This is a genomic window from Pseudomonas sp. B21-047 (genome assembly GCF_024748775.1).
Lineage (GTDB): Bacteria > Pseudomonadota > Gammaproteobacteria > Pseudomonadales > Pseudomonadaceae > Aquipseudomonas > Aquipseudomonas capeferrum.
This window is the reverse complement of sequence record NZ_CP087169.1, coordinates 525,227-538,479: the sequence shown is the minus strand read 5'-3', so window position 1 is coordinate 538,479 and position 13,253 is coordinate 525,227. Positions and strand designations below refer to the sequence as shown.

The window sequence follows — 13,253 nt, the reverse complement described above, 5'->3', positions numbered from 1 at the left end:
GATCAGAAGATCTCCTCGACGCTCTTGCCGCGCTTGGCAGCAATGGATTCAGGAGATTGCATGGCTTTCAGACCCTTGAAAGTGGCGTAAACCACGTTCACTGGGTTGGTCGAACCGTAGCACTTGGCCAGAACGTTCTGAACACCAGCAACTTCCAGGACAGCACGCATTGCGCCGCCGGCGATGATACCGGTACCTTCCGAAGCAGGCTGCATGTAAACCTTCGAGGCGCCGTGGGCAGCCTTGGTGGCGTACTGCAGGGTAGTGCCCTTCAGGTCAACCTGGATCATATTGCGACGAGCAGCTTCCATGGCTTTCTGGATCGCGGCTGGTACTTCGCGCGACTTGCCACGGCCGAAGCCAACACGACCTTTACCATCACCTACCACGGTCAACGCGGTGAAGGTGAAGATACGGCCGCCTTTTACGGTCTTGGCAACGCGGTTAACTTGAACCAGCTTCTCGATGTAGCCTTCGTCGCGCTTTTGATCGTTATTTGCCATAACTTAGAACTCCAGCCCGCCTTCACGAGCAGCATCAGCCAGCGCTTTGACGCGGCCATGGTACTTGAAGCCGGAACGGTCAAAGGCAACTTGAGATACACCGGCGGCTTTCGCACGCTCAGCTACCAGCTTGCCAACCTTAGTGGCCGCGTCGATGTTGCCAGTGGCGCCATCACGCAGGTCTTTGTCCAAGGTCGAGGCGCTTGCCAGAACCTTGCTGCCGTCGGCCGAAATGACCTGGGCATAGATGTGCTGCGAGGAGCGGAACACGCACAGGCGCACGACTTCGAGTTCGTGCATCTTGAGGCGTGCTTTGCGAGCGCGACGCAGTCGAGTAACTTTTTTGTCGGTCATTTGCTAGGCCCTACTTCTTCTTGGCTTCTTTACGACGGACTACTTCGTCCGCGTAACGCACACCTTTACCTTTGTAAGGCTCTGGCGGACGGAAGTCGCGGATTTCAGCGGCCACCTGACCTACCAGCTGCTTGTCGATACCCTTGATCAGGATGTCGGTCTGGCTAGGTGTTTCAGCGGTGATACCGGCTGGCAGTTCGTAGTCCACTGGGTGCGAGAAGCCCAGGGCCAGGTTCAGGACGGTGCCCTTGGCCTGAGCCTTGTAACCAACACCGACCAGCTGGAGCTTACGCTCGAAGCCTTGGCTTACGCCTTGGACCATGTTGTTGACCAGAGCGCGGGTAGTTCCGGCCATGGCGCGAGCTTGCTGGTCACCATTGCGAGCGACGAAACGCAGCTCACCAGACTCTTCGGTAACTTCAACAGACGAGTGAACGTTCAGTTCGAGAGTGCCTTTGGCACCCTTCACCGAAAGCTGCTGGCCGGCGAATTTGACTTCGACACCAGATGGCAGCTTAACGGGGTTCTTAGCGACGCGAGACATGTCTATCCCCCCTTAGAACACTGTGCAGAGAACTTCGCCGCCGACGCCGGCAGCGCGCGCAGCGCGATCAGTCATCACACCTTTGTTGGTGGAGACAATAGACACGCCCAGACCGCCACGTACTTTCGGCAGATCGGTGACGGCCTTGTACTGGCGCAGGCCTGGACGGCTGGAGCGCTTCAGTTCCTCGATGACCGGACGGCCTTCGAAGTACTTCAGTTCGATCGACAGGGAGGGCTTGGCTTCGCCACTGACTTGGTAGCCAGCGATGTAACCTTCATCCTTCAGAACTTTGGCAACCGCAACCTTCAGCGTAGAGGAAGGCATGCTCACGACGGACTTTTCAGCCATCTGGGCATTACGGATGCGAGTTAGCATGTCCGCTAACGGGTCCTGCATACTCATGGGCTAGATGCTCCTGATACAAGAATTATTAGCCTTGCGGCTATCACAACCACCCGAGCGGGTTGGGTAAAAAACCCAGGCTCAGGTGAGCCGGTCATTCTAGACACAAGGCAGAAACGAAACAAGCCCCATATAGGGGCTTGTTTGTTGGCGAGGTCACCGGCGGTCGGAAGATTGCTCCCCTTCCGCCGGGATCACACCTGCAGCGATTACCAGGAGGCCTTGACCAGACCTGGTACGTCACCACGCATTGCCGCTTGACGCAGCATGTTACGGCCCAGGCCGAACTTACGGTATACACCGTGAGGACGACCGGTCAGGCGGCAACGGTTGCGCAGACGCGCAGCACTGGCATCACGTGGCTGCTTCTGCAGAGCGACAACGGCAGCGAAACGCTCTTCAGGAGAGGCGTTCAGGTTGACGATGGTCGCTTTCAGCTCAGCACGCTTTTTGGCGAACTTGGCTACCGTGAGCTGACGCTTCAGCTCGCGGTTTTTCATGCTCTTCTTGGCCATTTTCCTACTCCAATCAGTTGCGGAACGGGAATTTGAAAGCACGCAGCAGAGCGCGGCCTTCGTCATCCGAACGAGCAGTGGTGGTCAGGGTGATGTCCAAACCGCGCAGAGCATCGATCTTGTCGTAATCGATTTCCGGGAAGATGATCTGCTCTTTCACGCCCATGCTGTAGTTGCCACGGCCATCGAAGGACTTGGCATTCAGGCCGCGGAAGTCGCGAACCCGAGGCAGGGAGATCGCCAGCAGGCGGTCCAGGAATTCGTACATCTTGTCGCTACGCAGGGTCACCTTGACGCCGATCGGCCATCCTTCACGGACTTTGAAGCCCGCGATGGATTTACGAGCGAAAGTCACGACCGGCTTTTGACCGGTGATCTTTTCCAGGTCGGCAACAGCGTGCTCGATGACTTTTTTGTCGCCGATCGCTTCGCCCAGACCCATGTTCAGGGTGATTTTGGTAACGCGCGGAACTTCCATCACGTTCGACAGCTTAAGTTCTTCCTTAAGCTTGGGAGCGATTTCGTTCCGGTAAATCTCTTTCAGTCGTGCCATGGTCTTCTACCTAGCAGTGTTCAAGCATCAACCGCTTTTTGGGTCGACTTGAAGACACGAATTTTCTTACCGTCTTCTACTTTGAAACCAACGCGGTCAGCCTTGTTGGTTTCGCCGTTGAAGATGGCAACGTTGGAAGCGTGCAGAGGCGCTTCTTTCTCGACGATACCGCCCTGAACGCCCGCCATCGGGTTAGGCTTGGTATGACGCTTGACCAGGTTCACACCACCGATAACCAGACGGTCATCAGCAAGAACCTTCAGCACCTTACCGCGCTTACCTTTGTCTTTGCCGGCGATCACGATGATCTCGTCGTCACGACGAATCTTTTGCATGTCGGATCTCCTTACAGCACTTCAGGGGCGAGCGAGACGATCTTCATGAACTTCTCAGTACGAAGTTCACGGGTCACTGGCCCGAAGATGCGAGTGCCGATCGGCTCTTGCTTGTTGTTCAGCAGAACAGCAGCGTTGCCGTCGAAACGAATGATGGAACCGTCAGCGCGACGTACACCGTGACGGGTACGGACGACAACAGCGGTCATCACCTGGCCTTTTTTGACCTTACCGCGCGGAATTGCTTCCTTGACGGTTACTTTGATGATGTCACCGATGCCAGCGTAACGACGGTGCGAACCGCCGAGTACCTTGATGCACATGACGCGACGAGCGCCGCTGTTATCGGCCACATCGAGCATGGATTGAGTCTGAATCATAAAATTTCTCCGACCCCTAGCCCTTAGACTTCAACAGCGCGTTCGAGGACTTCAACCAGTGCCCAGGACTTGGTCTTGGCCAGCGGACGGGTTTCGGTAATCGAAACTTTGTCGCCGATCTTGCACTGGTTGGTTTCGTCGTGCGCGTGCAGCTTAGTCGAACGCTTAACGTATTTACCGTAGATCGGGTGCTTTACGCGACGCTCGATCAGAACGGTGATGGTCTTGTCCATTTTGTCGCTGACGACACGGCCAGTCAGCGTACGGACGGTTTTTTCAGCTTCAGCCATGATCACTTACCTGCCTGCTGGTTGAGCACAGTTTTCACGCGAGCGATGTCACGCTTAACTTGCGAGAGCAGGTGCGACTGCCCCAACTGGCCAGTTGCTTTCTGCATGCGCAGATTGAACTGGTCGCGCAGCAAGCCGAGCAGTTGCTCGTTCAGCTGCTGTGCCGATTTTTCACGAAGTTCATTCGCTTTCATCACATCACCGTCCGCTTAACAAAGGAGGTGGCGAGAGGCAGCTTTGCAGCAGCCAGGGCGAAAGCTTCGCGCGCCAGCTCTTCAGAAACACCCTCGATCTCGTACAGGACTTTGCCTGGCTGGATCTGGGCAACCCAGTATTCCACGGAGCCCTTACCTTTACCCATACGAACCTCGAGAGGCTTCTTGGAGATCGGCTTGTCCGGGAACACACGGATCCAGATCTTGCCGCCACGTTTAACGTGACGGGTCAGAGCACGACGTGCCGACTCGATCTGGCGGGCGGTGAGGCGACCGCGAGCAACAGCTTTCAGGGCGAATTCGCCGAAGCTGACTTTGCTACCGCGCAGTGCCAGACCACGGTTGTGGCCAGTCATCTGCTTGCGGAATTTTGTACGCTTTGGTTGCAACATTTGGCGTACCCCTTACTTAGCAGCTTTTTTACGAGGCGCTGGTGCTTGTGGTTTCAGTTCTTCTTGGCGACCACCAATAACTTCGCCTTTGAAGATCCAAACCTTCACACCGATCACACCATAAGTGGTGTGAGCTTCGTAGGTGTTGTAGTCGATATCGGCACGCAGGGTGTGCAGAGGCACACGACCTTCGCGATACCACTCGGTACGAGCAATCTCGGCGCCGCCGAGACGACCGCTCACCTGGATCTTGATGCCCTTGGCACCAATACGCATGGCGTTCTGTACGGCGCGCTTCATGGCGCGACGGAACATTACGCGGCGTTCCAGCTGCTGAGCTACGCTCTGCGCAACCAGCATAGCGTCGAGCTCCGGCTTGCGGATCTCTTCGATGTTGATGTGCACAGGCACACCCATCTGCTTGGTCAGGTCCTGACGCAGCTTCTCGACATCCTCACCTTTCTTACCGATAACGATACCGGGACGAGCAGTGTGGATGGTGATGCGTGCAGTTTGAGCCGGACGATGAATATCGATACGGCTTACGGACGCGCTTTTTAGTTTGTCTTGGAGGTACTCACGTGTTTTCAGATCCTTCAACAGGTAATCTGCGTAAGTAGCACCGTCTGCGTACCAGACGGAGGTGTGCTCCTTGACGATTCCCAGGCGAATGCCAGTGGGATGTACTTTCTGACCCATCTGATCGACTCCGTTACTTGTCCGCAACCTTGACAGTGATATGGCAAGACCGCTTGACGATGCGATCAGCACGGCCTTTGGCACGTGGCATGATGCGCTTCAGCGAACGCCCTTCGTTGACGAAGACGGTGGAGACCTTCAGGTCATCAACGTCTGCGCCTTCGTTGTGTTCGGCGTTGGCAACGGCCGACTCGAGGACTTTCTTCATGATTTCAGCGGCTTTTTTGCTGCTGAAGGCCAACAGGTTGAGCGCTTCGCCCACCTTCTTCCCGCGGATCTGGTCGGCGACCAAGCGGGCTTTCTGGGCGGAGATGCGAGCGCCCGACAACTTAGCGGCTACTTCCATTTCCTTACCCCTTAACGCTTGGCTTTCTTGTCAGCCACGTGCCCGCGATAGGTGCGGGTACCGGCGAACTCGCCCAGTTTGTGGCCGACCATGTCTTCGTTCACGAGAACTGGGACATGTTGGCGACCGTTATGAACCGCGATGGTCAGACCGACCATTTGTGGCAGGATCATCGAGCGACGCGACCAGGTTTTAACTGGCTTGCGATCGTTCTTCTCCACCGCCACTTCGACCTTCTTCAACAGGTGAAGATCGATAAAAGGACCTTTTTTCAGAGAACGTGGCACTGTCGTATCCCTCTAGTTACTTGCGACGACGGACGATCATGTTGTCGGTACGCTTATTACCACGGGTTTTAGCACCCTTGGTTGGGAAGCCCCATGGCGATACCGGATGACGACCACCAGAGGTACGACCTTCACCACCACCATGCGGGTGGTCAACCGGGTTCATGGCAACACCACGAACGGTTGGGCGAACGCCGCGCCAGCGTTTGGCACCAGCTTTACCCAGCGAACGCAGGCTGTGCTCGGAGTTCGAGACTTCGCCCAGGGTCGCACGGCACTCAGCCAGTACTTTACGCATCTCACCGGAGCGCAGACGCAGAGTCACGTAGACGCCGTCACGAGCGATCAGCTGAGCCGAAGCACCAGCGGAACGAGCGATCTGAGCACCTTTACCCGGCTTCAGTTCGACGCCGTGAATGGTGCTACCTACTGGGATGTTGCGCAGCTGCAGGGAGTTACCGGCCTTGATTGGGGCCAGGGCACCTGCGATCAGCTGGTCGCCAGCGCTCACGCCTTTAGGGGCGATGATGTAGCGACGCTCACCGTCTGCGTAGCACAGCAGGGCGATGTGAGCAGTACGGTTTGGATCGTATTCGATACGCTCGACAGTGGCTGGGATGCCATCTTTGTCGTTGCGACGGAAGTCGACCAGACGGTAATGCTGCTTGTGACCACCACCAACGTGACGAGTGGTAATGCGGCCATTGTTGTTACGACCACCAGACTTCGATTTCTTCTCGAGCAGCGGTGCGTGAGGAGCGCCTTTATGGAGCTCCTTGTTGACCACCTTGACCACGAAACGGCGGCCAGGGGAAGTCGGTTTGCATTTAACGATTGCCATGATGCACCCCTTCCTTACTCAGCACTGCTGCTGAAATCGAGATCTTGGCCTGGCTGAAGGGAGACAATTGCCTTCTTCCAGTCATTACGCTTGCCCAGACCACGTGCGGTACGCTTGGTTTTACCCAGAACGTTAACGGTCGACACGTTTTCAACTTTTACGTTGAACAGGCCTTCGACAGCTTTCTTGATTTCCAGCTTGGTTGCGTCGGTAGCAACCTTGAATACGAACTGGCCTTTCTTCTCAGCCAGAACGGTAGCCTTCTCGGAAACGTGCGGGCCAAGGAGGACTTTGAATACGCGTTCCTGGTTCATCCCAGCAGCTCCTCGAATTTCTTCACGGCCGAGACAGTGATCAACACTTTCTCGTATGCGATCAGACTGACCGGGTCGGAACCTTGAACGTCACGTACATCGACGTGCGGCAGGTTGCGAGCAGCCAGGTACAGGTTCTGATCAACAGCGTCCGAAACGATCAGAACGTCGCTCAGACCCATGCCGTTCAGCTTGTTCAGCAGATCTTTGGTTTTCGGTGCTTCAACAGCGAAGTCCTGAACCACGACCAGACGGTCGCTACGCACCAGCTCAGCGAGGATGGAGCGCAGAGCTGCGCGATACATCTTCTTGTTGAGCTTTTGCGAGTGATCTTGAGGGCGAGCTGCGAAGGTAACACCACCGCCACGCCAGATCGGACCACGAGTGGTACCAGCACGAGCACGGCCAGTACCCTTCTGACGCCATGGGCGCTTACCGCCACCAGCCACGTCGGAACGGGTCTTTTGCTGCTTGGTGCCCTGACGGCCGCCGGCCATGTAGGCCACGACTGCTTGGTGAACCAGCGTCTCGTTGAATTCGCCACCGAAAGTCAGTTCGGAAACTTCGATCGCCTGAGCGTCATTTACATTAAGTTGCATGTCAGTTTCCCCTTAACCGCGAGCCTTGACAGCCGGACGTACAACCACGTCGCCGCCAGTAGCGCCAGGAACGGCACCCTTGATCAGCAGCAGGTTGCGTTCAGCGTCTACGCGTACTACTTCCAGGGACTGAACAGTCACGCGCTCGGCGCCCATGTGGCCGGACATTTTCTTGCCCTTGAACACACGACCAGGAGTCTGGCACTGGCCGATGGAGCCTGGGACACGGTGCGACACGGAGTTACCGTGGGTGTTGTCCTGACCACGGAAGTTCCAGCGCTTGATGGTACCGGCGAAGCCTTTACCTTTGGACTGACCAGTAACGTCTACCAGCTGGCCTGCAGTGAAGAGTTCAGCTTTGATCGAGTCGCCAGCCTGGAACTCGCCTTCTTCAAGGCGGAACTCCCAGACACCGCGACCAGCGGCAACGTTCGCTTTAGCGAAGTGACCTGCTTGAGCAGCAGTCACACGCGAAGCACGACGCTCGCCGACAGTGACTTGCACTGCACGGTAGCCATCGGTTTCTTCAGTCTTGAACTGGGTGACGCGATTCGGCTCGATCTCAATGACCGTGACCGGAATGGAGACACCTTCTTCGGTGAAAACGCGGGTCATACCGCATTTACGACCGACTACACCAATAGTCATGTTGTAACCTCATGAGTGTACGGGGCTTTCACCCGCTATGGCCGCCCATTTCAGAGCGTTACACGGACAAGACCGAAGTCTTAGCCGAGGCTGATCTGCACTTCCACACCTGCCGCGAGATCAAGCTTCATCAGCGCATCAACGGTTTTATCCGTTGGCTGGACGATGTCCAGAACGCGCTTATGAGTGCGAATCTCGTACTGGTCACGCGCGTCTTTGTTGACGTGCGGGGAGACCAGAACGGTGAAACGCTCTTTGCGGGTAGGCAGTGGAATTGGACCACGCACTTGTGCACCAGTACGTTTCGCGGTTTCCACGATTTCCTGGGTGGATTGGTCGATCAGGCGATGGTCGAAAGCCTTCAACCTGATACGGATTTGCTGATTTTGCATTGGATTTCAGACTCCAGGCTGTTCCCAACGGACGCACTACGCCCGCTAAAAGGAGGCGTGATTCTATAGACGGCTCAATTTAGTGTCAACCCAATAAAAAAAACCCCCGCTGAGCGGGGGTTTTTTCAATCGATCGAGTGATTACTCGATGATTTTGGCTACGACGCCGGCGCCGACGGTACGACCGCCTTCACGGATAGCGAAGCGCAGACCGTCTTCCATTGCGATGGTCTTGATCAGCGTGACAGTCATCTGAATGTTGTCACCTGGCATTACCATTTCAACGCCTTCCGGCAGTTCGCAGTTACCGGTCACGTCAGTGGTACGGAAGTAGAACTGAGGACGGTAGCCTTTGAAGAACGGAGTGTGACGGCCGCCTTCTTCCTTCGACAGGACGTAGACTTCTGCGGTGAACTTGGTGTGCGGCTTGACCGAACCTGGCTTGACCAGAACCTGGCCACGCTCAACGTCGTCACGCTTGGTACCACGCAGCAGAACGCCGCAGTTCTCGCCAGCACGACCTTCGTCCAGCAGCTTGCGGAACATCTCAACACCGGTGCAGGTGGTGGTGGTGGTGTCACGCAGACCAACGATTTCCAGCGGATCCTGAACGCGGACGATACCACGCTCGATACGACCGGTAACAACGGTACCACGACCCGAGATCGAGAATACGTCTTCGATTGGCATCAGGAACGGCTTGTCGATAGCACGCTCTGGCTCTGGGATGTAGCTGTCCAGAGTTTCAACCAGCTTCTTGACGGCAGTGGTGCCCATCTCGTTGTCGTCTTTGCCTTCCAGCGCCATACGAGCCGAACCGATGATGATCGGAGTGTCGTCGCCTGGGAAGTCATAGGTGGACAGCAGGTCGCGAACTTCCATCTCGACCAGTTCCAGCAGCTCAGCGTCGTCTACCAGGTCAGCCTTGTTCAGGAAGACCACGATGTACGGAACGCCAACCTGACGGGACAGCAGGATGTGCTCACGGGTTTGTGGCATCGGGCCATCAGCGGCCGAGCAAACCAGGATCGCGCCGTCCATCTGGGCAGCACCGGTGATCATGTTCTTCACGTAGTCAGCGTGACCTGGGCAGTCGACGTGAGCGTAGTGACGAATGTTCGAGTTGTACTCGACGTGAGCGGTGTTGATGGTGATACCGCGCGCTTTTTCTTCCGGAGCCGAGTCGATCTTGTCGAACTCAACGACTGCCGAACCGAAAACTTCGGAGCAGACGCGAGTCAGAGCTGCGGTCAGAGTGGTCTTACCGTGGTCAACGTGGCCGATAGTGCCGACGTTAACGTGGGGAAGGGAACGATCAAATTTTTCTTTAGCCACGACAGTGAACCTCTTGCCTAAAGGGGATTAGCCTTGTTTTTTAACGAGTGCTTCGACGATGTTCGACGGAGCTTCGGCGTATTTGGAGAATTCCATGGAGTAGCTTGCGCGACCCTGAGACATGGAACGAACGTCGGTCGCATAACCGAACATCTCTCCGAGCGGTACCTCAGCAGTGATTACCTTGCCGGACACCGAGTCTTCATTACCCTGGATCATCCCGCGACGACGGCTCAGGTCACCCATCACGTCACCCAGGTAGTCTTCCGGAGTTACAACTTCGACCTTCATGATCGGCTCAAGCACCACGCCACCACCCTTCTGGGCCAGTTGCTTGGTCGCCATCGAAGCGGCGATCTTGAACGCCATTTCGTTGGAGTCGACGTCGTGGTACGAACCGTCGAATACCGTAGCCTTCAGGCCGAGCAGCGGATAGCCGGCAACAACGCCGTTTTTCATCTGCTCTTCGATACCCTTCTGGATCGGGGCGATGAATTCCTTAGGAATCACACCACCAACGACTTCGTTGGTGAACACCAGACCTTCGGTGATGTTGCCTTTCTCGTCGACGTCCGGCTCCGAGAAACGGATCCAGCAGTGACCGAACTGACCACGACCGCCCGACTGACGAACGAACTTGCCTTCGATCTCGACGTTGGACTTGGTGATCTTCTCGCGGTACGAAACCTGAGGCTTACCGATGTTGGCTTCGACGTTGAACTCGCGCTTCATGCGGTCAACGAGGATATCCAGGTGCAACTCACCCATGCCCGAGATGATGGTCTGACCAGTCTCTTCGTCGGTCTTGACGCGGAACGACGGGTCTTCCTGGGCCAGCTTGCCCAGAGCGATACCCATCTTCTCCTGGTCAGCCTTGGTTTTCGGCTCTACGGAGAGCGAAATAACCGGCTCAGGGAAGTCCATACGCTCAAGGATGATTGGCTTGTCAGCGTTGCACAGGGTTTCGCCTGTGGTCACGTCCTTCATGCCGATCAGGGCCGCGATGTCGCCAGCGCGTACTTCCTTGATCTCTTCACGCTGGTTGGCGTGCATCTGCACCATACGACCAACGCGCTCTTTCTTGCCCTTGACCGAGTTGATGACGGAGTCACCGGAGGTCAGAACACCCGAGTAGACGCGAACGAAGGTCAGAGTACCCACGAACGGGTCAGTCGCGATCTTGAACGCCAGAGCCGAGAACGGCTCGTCGTCGTCAGCGTGACGCTCGTCTTTACGAACAGCCGGATCGTCTTTGTCCAGATCCTTGTCGTCCGGGTTGATACCCTGGATTGCAGGAATCTCGGTCGGAGCAGGCAGGTAGTCGATGACGGCGTCGAGAACCAGGGGAACGCCCTTGTTCTTGAACGACGAACCGCAGACGGCCGGTACGATTTCGCTGGCCAGGGTGCGCGCGCGCAGACCGGCTTTGATTTCGTCGACGGTCAGCTCTTCGCCTTCCAGGTACTTGTTCATCAGCTCTTCGCTGGCCTCGGCAGCCGCCTCAACCATGTTGGAGCGCCACTCTTCAGCCAGCTCCAGCATATCGGCAGGAATTTCTTCCTCGCGATAGGTGGTGCCTTTGTCGTCGTCGTTCCAGTAGATAGCCTTCATCTTGATCAGGTCGACCTGACCCTGGAAGTTATCTTCCGAACCGATGGCCAGCTGAACAGGAACCGGGGTGTGACCCAGACGGTTCTTGATCTGACCTACGACGCGCAGGAAGTTTGCACCGGCACGGTCCATCTTGTTCACGTAAACAACACGTGGAACGCCATATTTGTTGGCCTGACGCCATACGGTTTCGGACTGAGGCTCAACGCCGGAGGTACCGCAGAACACAACGACCGCGCCGTCGAGTACACGCAGCGAACGCTCTACTTCAATGGTGAAGTCGACGTGGCCGGGGGTATCGATGACGTTTACGCGGTAGTTGTCATACTGACCAACAGAACCTTTCCAGAAGGTGGTAACGGCAGCGGAGGTAATGGTGATACCCCGCTCCTGCTCCTGCACCATCCAGTCGGTGGTCGCGGCGCCGTCGTGCACCTCGCCCATCTTGTGGCTCAGGCCTGTATAGAACAGGATCCGCTCGGTAGTGGTGGTCTTGCCCGCGTCAACGTGGGCACAGATACCAATGTTACGGTAGCGGTTAATTGCTGTAGTACGAGCCATAAAGCCCTCGCAAAATGATTGATGCTTGAATTAGAAGCGGTAGTGCGAGAACGCTTTGTTGGCTTCGGCCATACGGTGAACGTCTTCACGCTTCTTGACTGCAGCACCTTTGCCTTCAGCAGCATCCAGCAGCTCGCCAGCCAGGCGCAGAGCCATCGACTTCTCGCCGCGCTTGCGGGCGTAGTCTACGAGCCAGCGCATTGCCAGAGCATTACGACGGGATGGACGAACTTCAACCGGGACCTGGTAAGTGGCACCGCCGACACGACGGGACTTTACTTCGACCAGCGGAGCGATGGCGTCGAGAGCTTTCTCGAAGATTTCCAGGGGGTCGCTGTTCTTGCGCTCTTTGACCTTGTCCAGTGCACCGTAAACGATGCGCTCGGCCACGGCCTTTTTGCCGCTTTCCATCACGTGGTTCATGAACTTGGCGAGGATTTGGGATCCGTATTTAGGATCGTCCAGAATCTCACGTTTTGCTGCTACACGACGTCTTGGCATGATAAGCCCTCAAACGGTCTTCAGGTTAGCCCGGGACGTGGGTCTGCGACCCCTGCCCGACCTTACTCTTATCGACTCAAAAAAATGGATGTGTGCAAACGGCCGATTACTTCGGTCGCTTGGTACCGTACTTCGAACGACCCTGGTTACGGCCTTTAACGCCCGAAGTATCCAGAGAGCCGCGAACGGTGTGGTAACGAACACCTGGCAAGTCTTTTACACGGCCGCCACGGATCAGGACGACGCTGTGCTCTTGCAGGTTGTGGCCTTCACCGCCGATGTACGAGGAAACCTCGAAACCGTTGGTCAGGCGAACACGGCAAACTTTACGCAGTGCCGAGTTAGGTTTTTTCGGCGTGGTGGTGTACACGCGGGTGCACACGCCACGACGTTGCGGGCAGTTCTGCAGCGCAGGAACGTCGGACTTCTCGACCGAACGCTTACGCGGCTGACGTACCAGCTGGTTGATAGTTGCCATCTACTAGCTCCACTGATTGTCTTGCGACTCTATTGTCTTGCAAGAAAGCCAAAAATTGGCGAGACGGAGCCTCACCAAATTTAAGGGTACAAAAGTCTACGGAGGATCTTGCACCCAGTCAAGACGAGGCCCCGGCCATCCCCGCCCGGTCATCG

23 protein-coding genes are annotated in these 13,253 nt (G+C 56.3%); all 23 read right to left on the bottom strand.

Features of this window, described 5'->3' with window-relative positions; translation table 11 throughout:
• Nucleotides 1-2: 2 nt before the first annotated feature.
• The 23 genes from rpsE to rpsL all read right to left on the bottom strand — a co-directional run bounded on the left by rpsE (nucleotide 3) and on the right by rpsL (nucleotide 13,098).
• Complete coding sequence (gene rpsE, locus LOY26_RS02415; protein ID WP_003255465.1) at nucleotides 3-503, bottom strand: 30S ribosomal protein S5; 501 nt, start codon at nucleotides 501-503, stop codon at nucleotides 3-5.
• 3 nt (nucleotides 504-506) lie between these two features.
• Nucleotides 507-857, bottom strand: a complete 351-nt coding sequence (rplR, locus tag LOY26_RS02410; protein ID WP_008089801.1) for a 50S ribosomal protein L18 — start codon at nucleotides 855-857, stop codon at nucleotides 507-509.
• Nucleotides 858-867: 10 nt separating this feature from the next.
• Nucleotides 868-1,401: a 50S ribosomal protein L6 gene (rplF, locus tag LOY26_RS02405; RefSeq protein WP_003255469.1), complete on the bottom strand. Its 534-nt coding sequence runs from the start codon at nucleotides 1,399-1,401 to the stop codon at nucleotides 868-870.
• Nucleotides 1,402-1,413: 12 nt separating this feature from the next.
• Complete coding sequence (gene rpsH, locus LOY26_RS02400) at nucleotides 1,414-1,806, bottom strand: 30S ribosomal protein S8 (protein WP_027594873.1); 393 nt, start codon at nucleotides 1,804-1,806, stop codon at nucleotides 1,414-1,416.
• A gap of 209 nt (nucleotides 1,807-2,015) precedes the next feature.
• Nucleotides 2,016-2,321, bottom strand: a complete 306-nt coding sequence (gene rpsN / locus LOY26_RS02395; RefSeq protein WP_012316516.1) for a 30S ribosomal protein S14 — start codon at nucleotides 2,319-2,321, stop codon at nucleotides 2,016-2,018.
• Nucleotides 2,322-2,334: 13 nt separating this feature from the next.
• On the bottom strand, nucleotides 2,335-2,874 hold the full coding sequence (gene rplE / locus LOY26_RS02390) for a 50S ribosomal protein L5 (RefSeq protein WP_003255474.1): 540 nt from the start codon (nucleotides 2,872-2,874) through the stop codon (nucleotides 2,335-2,337).
• Nucleotides 2,875-2,894: 20 nt separating this feature from the next.
• A complete protein-coding gene (rplX, locus tag LOY26_RS02385) occupies nucleotides 2,895-3,209 on the bottom strand; it encodes a 50S ribosomal protein L24 (protein WP_003255476.1) in 315 nt (104 codons plus the stop codon).
• A gap of 11 nt (nucleotides 3,210-3,220) precedes the next feature.
• Nucleotides 3,221-3,589, bottom strand: a complete 369-nt coding sequence (gene rplN / locus LOY26_RS02380) for a 50S ribosomal protein L14 (RefSeq protein WP_002555479.1) — start codon at nucleotides 3,587-3,589, stop codon at nucleotides 3,221-3,223.
• Nucleotides 3,590-3,612: 23 nt separating this feature from the next.
• The gene (gene rpsQ / locus LOY26_RS02375; protein WP_023534981.1) at nucleotides 3,613-3,879 is read right to left on the bottom strand and encodes a 30S ribosomal protein S17; all 267 of its coding nucleotides are present in this window, start codon (nucleotides 3,877-3,879) and stop codon (nucleotides 3,613-3,615) included.
• Nucleotides 3,880-3,881: 2 nt separating this feature from the next.
• Nucleotides 3,882-4,073 carry a 50S ribosomal protein L29 gene (rpmC, locus tag LOY26_RS02370; RefSeq protein ID WP_002555481.1) on the bottom strand — a complete coding sequence of 64 codons (192 nt, stop codon included), beginning with the start codon at nucleotides 4,071-4,073 and terminating at the stop codon, nucleotides 3,882-3,884.
• Nucleotides 4,073-4,486 carry a 50S ribosomal protein L16 gene (gene rplP, locus LOY26_RS02365; RefSeq protein ID WP_003255479.1) on the bottom strand — a complete coding sequence of 138 codons (414 nt, stop codon included), beginning with the start codon at nucleotides 4,484-4,486 and terminating at the stop codon, nucleotides 4,073-4,075. Before rplP ends, rpmC begins: the two co-directional genes overlap by 1 nt.
• 12 nt (nucleotides 4,487-4,498) lie before the next feature.
• Nucleotides 4,499-5,185: a 30S ribosomal protein S3 gene (gene rpsC / locus LOY26_RS02360; protein ID WP_003255481.1), complete on the bottom strand. Its 687-nt coding sequence runs from the start codon at nucleotides 5,183-5,185 to the stop codon at nucleotides 4,499-4,501.
• A gap of 13 nt (nucleotides 5,186-5,198) precedes the next feature.
• Nucleotides 5,199-5,531 carry a 50S ribosomal protein L22 gene (rplV, locus tag LOY26_RS02355; protein ID WP_003103908.1) on the bottom strand — a complete coding sequence of 111 codons (333 nt, stop codon included), beginning with the start codon at nucleotides 5,529-5,531 and terminating at the stop codon, nucleotides 5,199-5,201.
• Between the two features lie 11 nt (nucleotides 5,532-5,542).
• Entirely contained in the window at nucleotides 5,543-5,818 is a 276-nt protein-coding gene (rpsS, locus tag LOY26_RS02350; RefSeq protein ID WP_003255482.1) for a 30S ribosomal protein S19, read from the bottom strand.
• Nucleotides 5,819-5,834: 16 nt separating this feature from the next.
• Nucleotides 5,835-6,659 (bottom strand): 50S ribosomal protein L2, encoded by an 825-nt coding sequence (gene rplB / locus LOY26_RS02345; protein WP_008089816.1) that lies wholly within the window; start codon nucleotides 6,657-6,659, stop codon nucleotides 5,835-5,837.
• A 14-nt stretch (nucleotides 6,660-6,673) separates the two neighbouring features.
• Complete coding sequence (gene rplW, locus LOY26_RS02340) at nucleotides 6,674-6,973, bottom strand: 50S ribosomal protein L23 (protein WP_003255484.1); 300 nt, start codon at nucleotides 6,971-6,973, stop codon at nucleotides 6,674-6,676.
• Nucleotides 6,970-7,572, bottom strand: coding sequence for a 50S ribosomal protein L4 (rplD, locus tag LOY26_RS02335; protein WP_003255485.1), 603 nt, complete (start codon nucleotides 7,570-7,572; stop codon nucleotides 6,970-6,972). The genes rplW and rplD overlap by 4 nt, the downstream gene beginning before the upstream one ends.
• 12 nt (nucleotides 7,573-7,584) lie before the next feature.
• The gene (gene rplC, locus LOY26_RS02330) at nucleotides 7,585-8,220 is read right to left on the bottom strand and encodes a 50S ribosomal protein L3 (RefSeq protein ID WP_027594871.1); all 636 of its coding nucleotides are present in this window, start codon (nucleotides 8,218-8,220) and stop codon (nucleotides 7,585-7,587) included.
• Nucleotides 8,221-8,300: 80 nt separating this feature from the next.
• Complete coding sequence (gene rpsJ / locus LOY26_RS02325; RefSeq protein ID WP_003186070.1) at nucleotides 8,301-8,612, bottom strand: 30S ribosomal protein S10; 312 nt, start codon at nucleotides 8,610-8,612, stop codon at nucleotides 8,301-8,303.
• 141 nt (nucleotides 8,613-8,753) lie between these two features.
• Nucleotides 8,754-9,947: an elongation factor Tu gene (gene tuf, locus LOY26_RS02320; protein WP_028614144.1), complete on the bottom strand. Its 1,194-nt coding sequence runs from the start codon at nucleotides 9,945-9,947 to the stop codon at nucleotides 8,754-8,756.
• Nucleotides 9,948-9,974: 27 nt separating this feature from the next.
• Nucleotides 9,975-12,119 (bottom strand): elongation factor G, encoded by a 2,145-nt coding sequence (gene fusA, locus LOY26_RS02315; protein ID WP_033703490.1) that lies wholly within the window; start codon nucleotides 12,117-12,119, stop codon nucleotides 9,975-9,977.
• Nucleotides 12,120-12,149: 30 nt separating this feature from the next.
• Nucleotides 12,150-12,620 carry a 30S ribosomal protein S7 gene (gene rpsG, locus LOY26_RS02310; RefSeq protein ID WP_008089143.1) on the bottom strand — a complete coding sequence of 157 codons (471 nt, stop codon included), beginning with the start codon at nucleotides 12,618-12,620 and terminating at the stop codon, nucleotides 12,150-12,152.
• A gap of 106 nt (nucleotides 12,621-12,726) precedes the next feature.
• On the bottom strand, nucleotides 12,727-13,098 hold the full coding sequence (gene rpsL / locus LOY26_RS02305; RefSeq protein ID WP_003255492.1) for a 30S ribosomal protein S12: 372 nt from the start codon (nucleotides 13,096-13,098) through the stop codon (nucleotides 12,727-12,729).
• Nucleotides 13,099-13,253 lie beyond the last annotated feature (155 nt).